The following is a 12,682-nucleotide window of genomic DNA, read 5'->3' as shown; positions in this document are numbered from 1 at the left end:
TCAGCGTTCAGCGGAGGCTGAGTTCCAGGCGGTAGGTGTTGGTGGTGCTGTTGTCCTTGGCCGTCGCGTCGTCCTTAATGGTGAAACTGGTCAGGCCGATGACGTACGTGCCGTCCGTGAGGACGTTGTAACGGATTTCGCTGTCCAAGCCAGTGCCGCCGTCGTCATCGCGCTCCAGCAGGGTTTTGCCGTCAGGGGCGTAAAGATACAGGACAGGGTCGAGGGTGCTGGTCGGGTTGGTGTTCTTGCCAAGCGCCCGGATCAGCACCTGATCGCCGGCTTTGGCGGTGAACTTGAACCAGTCGTAATCGCGGTCCTGACCGGCGATGCTTCCCGTGACGTTCTGTCCGTACGTGAGCGGTGCCGCTGCGGCCGCCGAATCGTTGGGTTCGAATGCATCAGCAATGTTCACGGTGACCGTGGCGGTGCCGTCAGCCGTCTTTCCATTGGTTTCGACGGCGCGTGCAGTGTAGGTGTGGGCACCGTTGTTCGCATACGTGTAAGTGGCTGTGAAGGTATAGGGGGCGGTGCTGTCTTCGCCCAGCTTGGTGGTGCCTTCATAGAACTCCACCCGTTGGACCCCCATCGTGCGGCTGGTCGTGGCGGTCAGGGTGGTCGCACCCGGAAGGTTGACGGTGGCAGGGTCAGCCTGGAGCGTAACCTTCAGGGCCGGCAGCGGGGGGGTGCTGGTGTCGGTGCACGCGGCCATCACGAGCGGAATGGCCAACGCGAGCAGGGCGAACTTGCGAGGGTGCATCAAAATCTTCACTCCTTGGGTGTGCCACAACAGCAGAACAGCCGAGAGAACGACCTTTCGTCTGTGTGGGCGCTAAGTTGAAGTTGCCCCTCATCCTAACGTGCTTGTTGGCCGCTGCGATAGTGACTCATCTTCCTTTCAAACATCACTCACCTGCGCTGCCTCGAATTGTTGGTGGTCAACAGGAAGGAGGGCCTGGTGCTCGACCAGGCCCTCCTTCTGCGTCCATCCCCTAGCGGACTTGCGTGGCGGGGAAAACCTGTCGGGGTTGCAGGTACTCGTCCTGCGCGCTGATCAGCTGGATTTCGCGCGTGCCGGCAGTGTGCGTGCGGTCGAGGAGCGCGTACAGGGCGCTGGTGGCGAGGCTGAGGCTCAGCCCGGCGTCATGGGTGCGCAGGTAGTGCCCGAGGAACAGCGCCGCGATGGCGTCGCCGGTGCCGTTGCGGGGCGGGTCGAGGGGCAGCAGCGGCGTGGTGCACAGCCACGCGCCGGCGTCGGTGACGGCGAGCGTCTCGATGGTGTCGGGGGCGGCGTCGGCGCGGACGAGGCTGGTGACGATCACGATGCGGGGGCCGCCTGCGCGCAACTGCGCGCGGAGGGTGTCGGCGGCGCTGAGGGCGTCCGTGAGGGTGTGGACGTCCGCGCCGGTCAGGAGGTTCAGTTCGAACTGGTTGGGCGTGACGATGTCCGCGGCGCGGATGGCGCGTTCGCGCAGCGCGTCGGGAATTTCCGGGCGGACGAACACGCCACGGCCCACGTCGCCCATGACGGGGTCGCAGCAGTACAGCGCGTCCGGGCGGACGGCGCGCACGCGGTCCACGGCGCCGAGGACGGCGTCGACTGTTTCGGCGGTGCCCATGTAGCCGCTGAGGACAGCGTGCATACTGCCGAGCGCGCCGCGTTCCGCGATGCCTTCAACGAGGTCCGCGACGTTTTCCGGCGGGAAGACGTTGCCGCGCCACGCGCCGTACCCGGTGTGGTTGCTGAATTGGACGGTGTGGATGGCAGCGACGTCGAAGCCGAGGCGCTGGAGAGGGAACATGGCGGCGGCGTTGCCGACGTGGCCGTAACTCACCCACGATTGAATGGACAGGATGCCGGGCGCTTGGTCGTTCATGCGCCTCAGCATACGTGCCGGTGGGGTTCAGGCGATGGGGTGGTCCTGGTAGAGGCGCACGAAGCGCTGCAGGAATTTCAGGCCGCGTTCGAGGCTGCCGGGGCTGACCCATTCGTCTTCGCGGTGGGCGTTGCCGCCGGTGTATACGCCGAGGGCAATGGCGGCTACGTGGTGCGGCGCGGCGGCGTTCGCGTCGGTGCTGCTGCTGGCGGTGCGCAATTCCAGGCCGCCGACGGTGGCGGCGGCGCGCGCGAGGCGGAGGAGGTCGTCGGCGTGCAGGTCCCCGCCGGGGCGGTCGCCGACCTGGTCGATGCGGACGCTCACGCCGCCCTGGCGGGCGGCGCCTTTGATGGCGTGCTGCGCGCGTTCGCACAGGCGCTCCAGGGCTTCCGGGTCGAGGGAGCGCAGGTCGAGGAGGCACTCGGCGGTCGCGGCGATGCTGTTCACGCTGTTGCCGCCGCTGGCGACGCCGACGTTCAGGGTGGTGCGGGGGGACGTGGGCGTGTGCAGGGCGTACAGGGCGGTAATGGCGAGGCCGAGGGCGTGCAGCGCGCTGGGTTGCTGGTCGCCCCAGGAGTGCCCGCCCGGGCCGGTGAACGTGACGCGGTAGCGGCGCACGCCGACGGCGCGCGTGACGGCGAGGCCGAGGTAGCCGTCCACGGCAACGAAGGCGCCCATGCGGGGGGCGTGCTGCGCGAGCAGGTGCTTGGCCCCCTTGAGGTCCCCGAGGCCTTCCTCGCCGGTGTTGGCGACGACCCACAGGGGCCGGGTGAGGCGCGCTGCGTCGAGCTCGCGTAGGAACGCGGTGAGCACGGCGAGGCTGGCGCTGTTGTCGCCGATGCCCGGCCCGACGAGGCGCCCGCCGTGTTCACGGACGGTGACGTCCGTGCCGGCGGGGAAGACGGTGTCGAGGTGCGAGGCGAGCACCAGGGCCTGCCCGTCGGTGGGGCCGACGCGGACGATGACGTTCCCGGCTTCGTCGGTGGTGGGGGCGTAGCCGAGATCTGTCCAGAGGCGCGTCATGAGGGCGGCGCGCTCGCCTTCCTGGAAGGTGGGGGCGGGCGTTTGCGCGATCACCTGGAGGGAGGACAGCGGCATGCCCGCACAGTGTAGCGCCTCGCTCGGGGCAGGCGGCGCGCCGGGCGGTGGGGGAGGGGGTCCGTCAGGATGCATGCACACGAATCAGGTTGGGAGGGCCGCCCCGGTCGTCCAGGGCGGCGGGTGCGGGGGTCAGCGGTGACCGCGCAGGACCTGCGAGCCGATGGCGGCGGCGAGGCCGACCAGGCCGGCTTTCACCATGGGGTTGGCGAGGGTGCCGCCGGGCGCGAACATCTCCTCGAGGGGGCTGCGGCCGTCCTGCGTCTGCGGGCCGCGCTTCTGGATGAGGGCCGGGCCGGATTGCTGGATGGCGCCCGCGAGGTCGTCGTCGTCGTCGTGGCGGGCGGCGGTCACGGGGGTGTCCGGGTGCGCGTTGATCGCCTGCGCGAGCGCGGAGCGCTGGTCGGGCGACAGGGTGCGCACGAAGTCGCGGTACGCGTCGCGCTGCTGTTCCGCGGGCGCCTGCTGCATGTACTGCGTGACGACCTGACCGGCTTCGCGTTCGTCGAGGTCGCCGCGTTGGGCGCGGCCCATCTGTTCCTGCAGGCCTTTGAAGAGATCACCGAACATCGCTCACGCTCCTTCTGCCGGCGTTCCTGCCGGGCGGGTGGTTCTGCCGTCACGCTAACTGCCGCGTTTTGGTGGGCTGTGAGGGGCGCGCCAAGCCGCATTGAGAGTTCGCGTGGGCGAAACGTCCCGGACGGCGCAGGGGGTTACGGTTCCGGCGGGCCACGACGCTACAGTGGACACCGTATGCGTTCCCTCGTGCTGATCGGTCACGGCTCCCACCTGAATTCCGAGTCTGCGGGCGCGGTGTACCGCTATGCGGAACTGCTGCGCGAACGCGGCCTGTTCGACGAGGTCGTCGAGGGGTACTGGAAGGAGGAGCCGAGCCTGCGGCAGGTGCTCCGCACGTGCCGGTACACGGACGTGACCGTGATTCCCATGTTCATCAGCGAGGGGTACTTCACGGAAACCGTGATTCCGCGCGAGCTGGGCCTCGGGCATCAGGGGCCAGTCCCACCCGAGGGCATCGCGCGCGTGCTGGGCGGGAAGACCGTGCGGTACACCCTGCCGTACGGCGTGCACGCCAGCATGAGCGACGTGATCCTGGCGCGCGCGCATGAGGCGCTGCCGGACGCGAACGCGCAGGACACCGCGCTGGTCATCATCGGGCACGGCACCACCCGCAACGAGAACAGCAACCGCGTGATTCACCAGAACGCCGAGCGGCTGCGCGCCGCCGGGCTGTTCGCGGAAGTGCACGCGCTGTTTCTGGACGAGGACCCACGCCTCAGCACCTGGACGGACGTGGTGCGCAGCCCCCGCGTCGTGATGGTGCCGTTCTTCGCGTCCGAAGGGTGGCACACCCTGGAGACCATCCCCGAGGATCTCGGGTTGACCGGTGAGGTGACGACGTTCGGGGCGCAGACGGTGTACTACAGCAAACCGACCGGCACGCACGCCATGGTCGCGGACGTCGTCCTGAACCTCGCGGAGGGCGCGCGCGGTCAGAGCCTGCAGGGCGGCGACGTGGACGCGCACCACGCGCAGGCGTGGGACACGTTCATGCGCCTCGCGCAGGGGGGCGTGCGCCTCGGGGAGGCCGTCATCACGCCGCAGGCGGGCGTGTTCGAGCTGCGGCACATGCTGGACGAGGGACGCGGGAACGCGGGCCTGCACACGGTCGTCACGCCCGAAGGGGTCCGCGACGTCGTCCGCGAGGACGAAGGCGGGCACCACCGGCCCGTTCACACGCTGCGGAACCTCCCGAGGGGGTGGCGGGCGGTGCTGAGCGCCGAGGACCTCCCGCGCGCCGTGCATTACCTGTACCCGGCGGTGGTGGAGGAGTCGTTCGCGTGTCACACGCACGCGCTGCACACGACGCCGTGGGCGACGACCGCGCGCCGCCAGACCGGCATCTACACGAAGGTGCAGTCCGCAACGGCCGAGCAGGTGGAGGCCGCCGCGCGCGACGTCTGCAGTCGTTGCCTCAAGACGCGCTTGTGGGCCAGCCAGAAGCTCGACAGCACCGTGTTCGACGGCGTGCCCGGCGGCATTCCGTGCCCGGAGGCGTGCACGTTGCTCGTCGCGGAGGTGCGGGAGCGCATGAGCGCCAAGGCGGGTGGCGGGCACCACCACTGAGCGCCAAAGGGGCAGGGCGGGGCACCTGCACGGTGCCCCGCCCTGCCCCTTTGACCCGGGTTACTCGTCAGCCCACACGGTCTGGATCAGGCTGGTGTCCTGCTCAGCGGTGCCCACGACCGGCAGCATGAAGGTCATGCTCTGGCCGGTCGCGGTGTTCTTCAGCGTGAACGTCACGGGGCGATTCACGGCCACGGACGTGTCGGCGCGCGTCACGGTCACGCCGAGCGCGAGGCCGGCGCCGAGCGTTGCGCTGTCCAGGCTGACGTTCACGCCGCTCGGCGCGTCCGACGTGAGTTCCAGCTGGCCGGTCACGTCCACGTCGTTGCCGCTGGGCAGGCCGATGCCCGCGCCGTCCACGAGGATCGTCTGCCACGCCGACTCGGTGTACAGCTCGCTGTAGCCGAGGACGTCGCCGCTGTCCTGCACCTTCACGATGCTGGCGGGCGCGGCGCTGCTCACGCCGGCGAGGGTGCTGCCAAGAAGACTCAGGGTCAGGATGAAGTTACGCATGGGGTCCCTCCTTCAGGGAGGGCGGGCGCGTGCGCGCCCGCCGCTTGATGCCCCTATGGTCGGTGGGCCCTGTAAAGCGCGCGTGCACGTTTCTTGCCGGTTCTGCGTACGCTTTGTGCAGGTTCCGTGAAGCCGGTACGCTGGTGCGCATGAACGACACGCACGCACTGATCGAGCGGTACTACGCGGCCTTCAACCGTCAGGACTGGACCGGCATGCTGGAGTGCCTCACGCCGGACGTGCAGCACGACCTGAACCAAGGCGCGCGCGAGGTCGGTGTGGACGCCTTCCGCGCGTTCCTCGCGCGCATGGACGCCAGTTACCGTGAGGAGCTGCGTGACGTCACCGTCCTCGTGAGTGCCGACGGCACCCGCGCCGCCGCGGAGTACACCGTGCACGGCACGTACCTCCGCACCGACGAGGGCCTGCCCGAGGCGAACGGGCAGACGTACGTCCTGCCCGGCGGGGCGTTCTTCGACGTGCGTGACGGACGCATCGCGCGCGTCACGAACTACTACAACCTGCAGGACTGGCTGCAGCAGGTCGGCGCTTGACGCTCAGCGTCACGCCCCTGAGCGGTGAGGACGCGCGCGGCGTCCTTGCGGACCTCGGGCGGCTGCGGCAGACGGTGTTCCGCGCGTACCCGTACTTGTACGACGGGGACGCCGCGTACGAGGAGGCGTACCTGCGCACGTACCTGGACGCGCCCGGCAGCCTGATCGTCGTCGCGCGCGACGGGGACCGGGTGGTTGGCGCGAGCACGGCCACGCCCCTCGCGGGGGAGATGCCGGACGTGCGCGCGCCGTTCGAGCGGGCCGGGGAGGACGTGCACGCCGTGCTGTACTTCGGGGAGAGCGTCCTGCTGCCCGAGTACCGCGGGCGCGGCCTGGGGCACGCGTTTTTCGATGCGCGCGAGGCGCACGCCCGCACGCTCGGCAAACCCACCACCGCGTTCTGCGCCGTGGTGCGCCCGGACGATCACCTGCGCCGCCCCGCCGACTACACGCCGCTCGACGCGTTCTGGACGCGCCGCGGGTACGCGCCCCGCGCGGACCTGCGCGGCACCATGACGTGGCGGGACCTCGATGAGGCCGCCCCGACCCCCAAACCCATGCAGTTCTGGGTGCGCACCGCGCCATACTGAAGCGCGTGACCCCTGACGTGATCCGCGTGGCGAGCGCCCAGTACCCCGTGGGGTACTTCGCGCACTGGGACGACTTCGAAGCCAAACTCAGCACCTGGGTGCAGGACGCCGCCCGCGCGGACGCGCAGCTGCTGGTGTTCCCGGAGTACGCCAGCCTGGAACTCGTCAGCCTGTGCAGCGAAGCCGTGCAGCGCGACGTGCGCGCGCAGCTGCCCGCCATGCAGGCGTTCCTGCCGGCCCTGCACGCTCTGCATGAGCGCCTCGCGCGGGACACCGGCACGTACATCCTGGGGGGGAGCGTGCCGGTGGAGGCCGCGAGCGACGTGTTCGTGAACCGCGCGCACCTGTACGGTCCGGACGGCACGCGCGCGTGGCAGGACAAGCTCGTCATGACCCGCTTCGAGGATGACCAGTGGGGCGTGAACCCCGGCCACGGCCTGAGCGTGTTCGACACGGCGCTCGGGCGGCTCGGCGTGAACATCTGCTACGACAGCGAGTTCCCGCACCTCGCGCGCGCGCAGGCCGAAGCAGGCATGGAAGTCCTGCTGGTGCCCAGCTGCACCGAGAGCGCCTGGGGGTACCACCGCGTCCGCACCGGCAGCCTCGCCCGCGCCCTCGAGAATCAGGTGTACGCCGTGCACGCGCCCCTTGTCGGCGAGGCCCCCTGGACCGAGGCCATCGACAAGAACAGCGGCGCCGCCGGGGTGTACACGCCCAGCGACAACGGCCTGCCGGCCGACGGGCTGCTCGCGCTGGGCCGCATGAACGAGCCGGCGTGGCTGCACGCCACGCTGGACCTCGCGTTGACCCGCGCGGTCCGCGCAGACGGGCACGTCCTGAACGCCCGCGACTACCCGAAAGCCGCCGCGCGCACCGCGGACGGCGCGGGCCTGTGGCGCGTCTGAACTGAATAGAAGGGCCTCGGGTGCCCCCTGGCCCGAGGTGACCTTCAGGCGCGCGCGAGGATTTCCGTGACCATCTCGGGCTGCAGGCCCAGCGCGGCGTCCTGCGCGCTGACCCGTTCGTCCTCGCCCCAGCTTTCCAGGGTCAGGTGCGTGGCGCCCGCCTCGCGCAGCAGGGCGCTGACCGTCAGCAGCAGCGCCCGGCGCAGCGCGCCGCCGGCGCGCAGGTCCGCGCGCACGCCGGGGGCGTCGGCGTGCGCCATCTCGCCGTCCAGGGCAGCGCGGCACACCCCGGCCACCTGCCCGGACGGGTCGAGCGCGAGGACACTGAGTTCCGGCGCCCAGGCGTCCAGGGCGGCGCTGGCGGGCGTGACCGTGTGGTGCCCCCACTGGCCCTCGTACGTGCGCAGGCCCTCCAGGAGCGCCGCCGGGTCCGGGTGCTGCGCGAGCGTGCGCCACGTGAACCCGTCCGGCCACTCGGGCGCGTCGGTCGGGGGCCACCCGGCGGCGCGGCGGTACTGCGACACGGGCGTGAACCCGGCGCGTTCCAGGCCGGGCAGGCTCCACGCGTGTTCGTCCGCGTAGGCGTACACGGCGCCCACGTGCGCGTGCGCCGCCGTGACGAGCGCGGCCGTGTCGTCCGTCCAGTCCAGGGTGGCGTGCACGCCGCCCACCAGTTCCGCGGCGGGCGCGGGCGTGCGCCGCACGCCGACCACGCCGCGCCACGCGCCGTCCGGTTCCGGCAGCGCCCACGCGCGCGGTTCGAGCGTGGCCACGACGTCGGTGAGCGCCTCGGCGGGCGCGCCGTGCAGCGCCGCGAGGCACGCCGTGAAGGCGGACGCCTGCGCGGCATCGGTGAGGTCAACGGGCAAGGCGGTCATGCCGCTCAATGTAGGGCATGACCGCCTTGCCGCTCCGGGCTCACTTCCGGCCGAAGATCTGCGTCCAGTACGTGCCGTAGGTGCTGCCGGGCCGCTCGGCGTAACTCAGGCCGATCTCGGTGTAGTCGCCCATGATGTTCACGCAGTGGCCGTGGCTGTTCAGCCAGCCGTTCACGACCTCCTGCGGGCTGCGCTGCCCGGCGGCGATGTTCTCGCCGGTCGCGCGGTAGTCGTAGCCGCTCGCGTGCACGCGGTCGGCGGGTCGGCTGCCGTCCACGGGGCTCTCGTGCGCGAAGTAGTTGTTCGCGGCCATGCCGATGCTCTGCGAGCGGGCGGCCACGTCGAGTTGCGCGTTGCGGCGCAGGGCCGGCTGGGGCGCGCCGCCGTAGCGTTTCAGGTCGCAGTTCCAGCCGCGCGCGCGCGCGTCGTTCGTGAGGCGCAGCACCTCCAGGTTGAACGCTTCGCGTTCGGTGACGCGAGAGGTGCGGAAGTTAACGTTCGCGCTGAGCGGCGCGCGCGTGCCCGTGAGGGTGACGCGGGCGGTGTGCGTGCCCTCGCCCACGGCGGCGCGGGCGCTGCTGGGGCGGCCGTCCAGGGTGAATGCCGCCTGCGTGCTGGCGTACGCGACGCTACCGACGCTGCTGAGGGTCACGTCGCCGTTGCCGAACAGCAGCGTGAGGCGCGCGGCCTCGGCCCCTGCACTCTCGACGCGCAGGTTCATGCGGCCCTGCGCGACCGTGCCGAGGCGGTCCTGAATCTGGACGTTCACGCTGTACGTGCCTGGCTGGTAGTACGTGTGCGTGGTGGTGGCGCCGGTGGCGGGCGGGGTGCGGTCGCCGAAGTCCCACACGACGCGCTGGTCGGCAGGCACCCCGGTGGCGGTGAAGGTGGCGGTGAGGGGCGCGCGGTCGCCGGTCGCCTGGTACGTGAACGAGTAGCGGGATTGCGCGAGGGCCGCGCCGGTGAGGGCGGCGCAGGCCAGCAGCAGAGCAGCGCGGAACATCCCTTCAAGAATACGCTCAGAGCAGATTGCGCGCTGTGAAGCTTTCCGCCCTTTCTCCCCCTGCCCACGTGCGCTAGGCTGCACCCAACGGAAGCGCAGGGAAAGCCCGGTGGGAATCCGGCACTGTCGCGCAACGGTAACCCCACCCGCGGGGAAGTCCGAACGCCTGCCCCGTGAGGCCCGCCACCACCGCGGGCCCGGCTCCCCCTCCCGCGGTGTGGAGGTGCGCCCAGCACCCTGGTCGCCCCATGCGCCCCGCCGGAACGCCCGGCGGGGCGCATGGGCGGGAAGAAGGGAACACTCATGCGCACGATCCTGACCACCCTGGCGCTGCTGGGCGCCAGCAGCGCCCTCGCCGCCACCTACCCCCTCACCCTCAAGGACGACCTGGGCCGCACCGTCACCGTGAAGGCCGAACCCGCCCGCATCGTCAGCCTGCTGCCCAGCACCACCGAGACGCTGTGCGCCATCGGCGCGTGCAGCAAACTCGTCGCCGTGGACGACTACAGCGACTACCCGCAGCAGGTCACGAAACTGCCCAAGGTGGGCGGCCTGTACAACCCGAACCTCGAAGGCATCATCGCGCAGCGCCCCGACCTCGTGATCGTCAGCAAGTACGGCAAACTCGCCGAGCCGCTCACGCAGGCGGGCCTCACGGTCGTCGCCGTGAACCCCGAAACGTACGACGAGGTGTTCAGCAAGACCCTCACGCTCGGCCGCCTCGTGAACCGCGAAACGCCGGCGAAGAACCTCGTGACGCAGATGCGCCGCGACATCGCCCGCATCGAGATCCTCACGCGCAGCGTCCCCAAGGTCAGCACGTACGTCGAAATCGACCCGACGCCGTACAGCATCGGCCCGAACAGCTTCATAGGCGTCGTGCTCAGCAAGGCGGGCGGCGCGAACATCATCCCCGCGAGCCTCGGGGACTTCCCGAAAATCGACCCGGAACTCGTCGTGAAGGCCAACCCGCAACTCATGCTCGGCCTGGACCTCAAGACCGCCGCCGCCCGCCCCGGCTGGGCGGGCCTGCGCGCCGTGCGCGCCGGCAAGGTCATGGACATCCCCAAGGACCTCAACACCATCCTGGGCCGCCCCGGCCCGCGCCTCCCGCAGGCCCTCGCGGGCCTCGCGCGCATCCTTCACCCCGAACTGTTCCGCAAATAAACCGTCCGCCGCGCCCGGCGCCGGGCGCGGGTACACTGGCCCCACGCCCGCCCCGCGCGCGCACGTGAAGTTCACGTGCGCGCGCCCCCATCGGAAAGGAGAACAATAAGGCGTGCAAGACGGGACCCTCACCGCCCGACCCTTCGTCCGCGCCGCGCGCACCCCCCTGCTGCTCGTCGCCCTCGCCCTCACCATCCTGTGCGCCATCGCGTTCGGCAGCGTGCACGTGCCCCTCGGCGACGTGCTCCGCGCGCTGTGGCACGGCCTGAACGGCACCCCCCTCAGCGGCACCGACGTGATCGTCTGGCAGATTCGCCTGCCACGCGTCGTCATGGGCCTGCTGGTCGGCGCCAGCCTCGCCGTGTGCGGCGGCGCGTACCAGGGCGTCTTCCGCAACCCCCTCGCCGACCCGTACCTGATCGGCGTCGCCAGCGGCGCCGCGCTCGGCGCCACCGTCAGCATCGTCGCGGAGTGGCCGCGCGCGCTCGTGCCGGTGTTCGCCATGATCGGCGCGTTCCTGAGCGTCCTCGTGACCCTCGCGCTCGCCCGCGAAGGCCGCCGTTTCCCCCCGAATCGCCTGATTCTCGCGGGCGTCGTGGTGGGCAGCATCGCCAGCGCCGCCAGCAGCTTCCTGATCCTGCGCGGCGAGGACCGCGCCCGCCAGGTCCTCGCGTACACCCTCGGTGACCTGTCCTTCAGCGGCTGGCGGGACATCCTCACGGTCCTGCCGTACGCCGTGATCGGCGCCGCCACCTTGATGCTGCTCGCCCGCGCGCTGAACACCCTCGCGCTCGGCGACCTCACCGCCCGCAGCCTCGGCGTGCCCGTCGAGCGCCTGCGCCTGATCATCGTGATCGCCGCGAGCCTCGCCACGGCCGCCGCCGTCAGCTACGTCGGCATCATCGGCTTCGTCGGTCTGATCGTCCCGCACGTCGTGCGCCGCCTGTGGAGCGCCGACCACCGCGTGCTCCTGCCGGTCAGCGCCGTGGCGGGCGCGACGCTGCTGGTCCTCGCGGACCTCGTGGCGCGCACCACCTTCCTGTCGCAGGTCGGCATCGTCACCACGCTGATCGGCGGGCCGTTCTTCCTGTCGCTGCTGCGCCGCGGGAGTCGCCTGTGACGCTGCGCGCCTACGACGTGACCGTCACCCTCGCGGACCGGCCCGCCGTCAGCACCGTGAACGTCACCTTCGAGCGCGGCCGCGTGAGCGCCATCATCGGCCCGAACGGCGCCGGGAAGAGCACGCTGCTGCGCGCCCTGTTGGGCCTCACGCCCCTCACGCGCGGCCGCATCACCCTCGACGAACGCCCCCTGCACGAGATGCGCCGCGCCGAACGCACCCGCCGCCTCGCGTACCTCGCGCAGGACGAACCCCTCCCGGAGCACGTTGTCGCGCGGGACGTCGTCGCGCTCGGGCGCGGCGCGCACGACTGGCTGTGGGGCCTGCTGCCCAACCCGAAAGCGCGCGAGGCGGACGACGCGGCCATCATCCAGGCCGCCCTTGAGAAGACCGACGCGCTCAGCCTCGCCGAGCGCACCATCGGCACGCTCAGCGGCGGCGAGCGGCAACGCGTTGCCCTCGCGCGCGCCCTCGCCGGGCAGCCGGAATACCTGCTGCTCGACGAACCCACCAACCACCTCGACCTCGCGTACCAGATCGACCTGCTGCGCTACCTGCACGACGAAGCCGAAGAAGGCATGGGCGTCATCGCCGTCCTGCACGACCTGAATCTTGCCGCGCGCGCCGACCACCTGATCCTGCTGCACCAGGGGCACGTGCTGTCGAGCGGCACGCCCGCCACGGTCCTCACGCCCGCGAACCTGCGCGCCGCGTACGGCGTGCGCGCCACCATCAGCCGCCACAACGGCCGCCTGCTCGTCGTTCCGGAAGACTGAACCGGCGGACTTGCGGAGTGACCAAAAGCGCGCGGCCTCCGAGAGCGGAGGCCGCGCGC

Annotated in this window: 14 protein-coding genes; 7 read left to right on the top strand and 7 right to left on the bottom strand. The window is 71.0% G+C overall.

All coding sequences use genetic code 11. From position 1 onward, the window contains the following. Positions 1-7 precede the first annotated feature (7 nt). From DEIMA_RS15965 to DEIMA_RS15950, 4 genes are all read right to left on the bottom strand, one after another. A complete protein-coding gene (locus DEIMA_RS15965; protein ID WP_013558322.1) occupies positions 8-757 on the bottom strand; it encodes an Ig-like domain-containing protein in 750 nt (249 codons plus the stop codon). Between the two features lie 232 nt (positions 758-989). Next, the gene (gene pdxY / locus DEIMA_RS15960) at positions 990-1,874 is read right to left on the bottom strand and encodes a pyridoxal kinase PdxY (RefSeq protein ID WP_013558321.1); all 885 of its coding nucleotides are present in this window, start codon (positions 1,872-1,874) and stop codon (positions 990-992) included. Between the two features lie 27 nt (positions 1,875-1,901). Further along, the gene (locus DEIMA_RS15955) at positions 1,902-2,972 is read right to left on the bottom strand and encodes a M20/M25/M40 family metallo-hydrolase (RefSeq protein WP_043816862.1); all 1,071 of its coding nucleotides are present in this window, start codon (positions 2,970-2,972) and stop codon (positions 1,902-1,904) included. Between the two features lie 132 nt (positions 2,973-3,104). Further along, entirely contained in the window at positions 3,105-3,542 is a 438-nt protein-coding gene (locus DEIMA_RS15950) for a hypothetical protein (protein WP_013558319.1), read from the bottom strand. 183 nt (positions 3,543-3,725) lie between these two features. Here DEIMA_RS15950 and DEIMA_RS15945 point away from each other — a divergent pair, with 183 nt between their 5' ends. After that, positions 3,726-5,117, top strand: coding sequence for a DR2241 family protein (locus DEIMA_RS15945; RefSeq protein WP_013558318.1), 1,392 nt, complete (start codon positions 3,726-3,728; stop codon positions 5,115-5,117). Between the two features lie 60 nt (positions 5,118-5,177). Here the strand turns inward: DEIMA_RS15945 and DEIMA_RS15940 are convergent, their stop codons facing one another. Continuing rightward, positions 5,178-5,630 carry a hypothetical protein gene (locus tag DEIMA_RS15940; RefSeq protein ID WP_013558317.1) on the bottom strand — a complete coding sequence of 151 codons (453 nt, stop codon included), beginning with the start codon at positions 5,628-5,630 and terminating at the stop codon, positions 5,178-5,180. 149 nt (positions 5,631-5,779) lie between these two features. Between DEIMA_RS15940 and DEIMA_RS15935 the strand changes: the two genes are divergently transcribed. Genes DEIMA_RS15935 through DEIMA_RS15925 form a run of 3 tightly spaced genes read left to right on the top strand, consistent with a single transcriptional unit; the run spans position 5,780 to position 7,679 of the window. Continuing rightward, a complete protein-coding gene (locus DEIMA_RS15935; RefSeq protein WP_013558316.1) occupies positions 5,780-6,184 on the top strand; it encodes a ketosteroid isomerase-related protein in 405 nt (134 codons plus the stop codon). Continuing rightward, complete coding sequence (locus DEIMA_RS15930; RefSeq protein WP_013558315.1) at positions 6,181-6,774, top strand: GNAT family N-acetyltransferase; 594 nt, start codon at positions 6,181-6,183, stop codon at positions 6,772-6,774. The genes DEIMA_RS15935 and DEIMA_RS15930 overlap by 4 nt, the downstream gene beginning before the upstream one ends. A gap of 5 nt (positions 6,775-6,779) precedes the next feature. Then, entirely contained in the window at positions 6,780-7,679 is a 900-nt protein-coding gene (locus DEIMA_RS15925; RefSeq protein WP_013558314.1) for a carbon-nitrogen hydrolase family protein, read from the top strand. 44 nt (positions 7,680-7,723) lie between these two features. On the opposite strand, the gene DEIMA_RS15920 is transcribed toward DEIMA_RS15925, so the two are convergent. After that, complete coding sequence (locus DEIMA_RS15920) at positions 7,724-8,557, bottom strand: hypothetical protein (RefSeq protein WP_013558313.1); 834 nt, start codon at positions 8,555-8,557, stop codon at positions 7,724-7,726. Positions 8,558-8,597: 40 nt separating this feature from the next. Continuing rightward, positions 8,598-9,560, bottom strand: coding sequence for a CAP domain-containing protein (locus DEIMA_RS17125; protein ID WP_013558312.1), 963 nt, complete (start codon positions 9,558-9,560; stop codon positions 8,598-8,600). Between the two features lie 303 nt (positions 9,561-9,863). Between DEIMA_RS17125 and DEIMA_RS15910 the strand changes: the two genes are divergently transcribed. The 3 genes from DEIMA_RS15910 to DEIMA_RS15900 all read left to right on the top strand — a co-directional run bounded on the left by DEIMA_RS15910 (position 9,864) and on the right by DEIMA_RS15900 (position 12,623). Next, positions 9,864-10,727, top strand: a complete 864-nt coding sequence (locus DEIMA_RS15910) for an ABC transporter substrate-binding protein (RefSeq protein ID WP_043816860.1) — start codon at positions 9,864-9,866, stop codon at positions 10,725-10,727. Between the two features lie 112 nt (positions 10,728-10,839). Continuing rightward, positions 10,840-11,847: a FecCD family ABC transporter permease gene (locus DEIMA_RS15905; protein WP_013558310.1), complete on the top strand. Its 1,008-nt coding sequence runs from the start codon at positions 10,840-10,842 to the stop codon at positions 11,845-11,847. Further along, positions 11,844-12,623: an ABC transporter ATP-binding protein gene (locus DEIMA_RS15900; protein WP_013558309.1), complete on the top strand. Its 780-nt coding sequence runs from the start codon at positions 11,844-11,846 to the stop codon at positions 12,621-12,623. The genes DEIMA_RS15905 and DEIMA_RS15900 overlap by 4 nt, the downstream gene beginning before the upstream one ends. The last annotated feature ends 59 nt before the right edge of the window (positions 12,624-12,682 follow it).

It is taken from the genome of Deinococcus maricopensis DSM 21211 (assembly GCF_000186385.1).
Classification (GTDB): domain Bacteria; phylum Deinococcota; class Deinococci; order Deinococcales; family Deinococcaceae; genus Deinococcus_B; species Deinococcus_B maricopensis.
The sequence above is the reverse complement of the archived record's forward strand: the minus strand, read 5'-3'. Positions and strand labels throughout refer to the sequence as shown.

What these genes read in the sequence shown, in the direction of transcription:
- DEIMA_RS15920 (WP_013558313.1), bottom strand. Translation starts at nt 8,557, where the DNA reads ATGACCGCCTTGCCCGTTGACCTCACCGATGCCGCGCAGGCGTCCGCC.
- DEIMA_RS15935 (WP_013558316.1), top strand. Translation starts at nt 5,780, where the DNA reads ATGAACGACACGCACGCACTGATCGAGCGGTACTACGCGGCCTTCAAC.
- DEIMA_RS15940 (WP_013558317.1), bottom strand. Translation starts at nt 5,630, where the DNA reads ATGCGTAACTTCATCCTGACCCTGAGTCTTCTTGGCAGCACCCTCGCC.
- DEIMA_RS15910 (WP_043816860.1), top strand. Translation starts at nt 9,864, where the DNA reads ATGCGCACGATCCTGACCACCCTGGCGCTGCTGGGCGCCAGCAGCGCC.
- DEIMA_RS15965 (WP_013558322.1), bottom strand. Translation starts at nt 757, where the DNA reads ATGCACCCTCGCAAGTTCGCCCTGCTCGCGTTGGCCATTCCGCTCGTG.
- DEIMA_RS15950 (WP_013558319.1), bottom strand. Translation starts at nt 3,542, where the DNA reads ATGTTCGGTGATCTCTTCAAAGGCCTGCAGGAACAGATGGGCCGCGCC.
- DEIMA_RS15945 (WP_013558318.1), top strand. Translation starts at nt 3,726, where the DNA reads ATGCGTTCCCTCGTGCTGATCGGTCACGGCTCCCACCTGAATTCCGAG.
- pdxY (WP_013558321.1), bottom strand. Translation starts at nt 1,874, where the DNA reads ATGAACGACCAAGCGCCCGGCATCCTGTCCATTCAATCGTGGGTGAGT.
- DEIMA_RS15955 (WP_043816862.1), bottom strand. Translation starts at nt 2,972, where the DNA reads ATGCCGCTGTCCTCCCTCCAGGTGATCGCGCAAACGCCCGCCCCCACC.
- DEIMA_RS17125 (WP_013558312.1), bottom strand. Translation starts at nt 9,560, where the DNA reads ATGTTCCGCGCTGCTCTGCTGCTGGCCTGCGCCGCCCTCACCGGCGCG.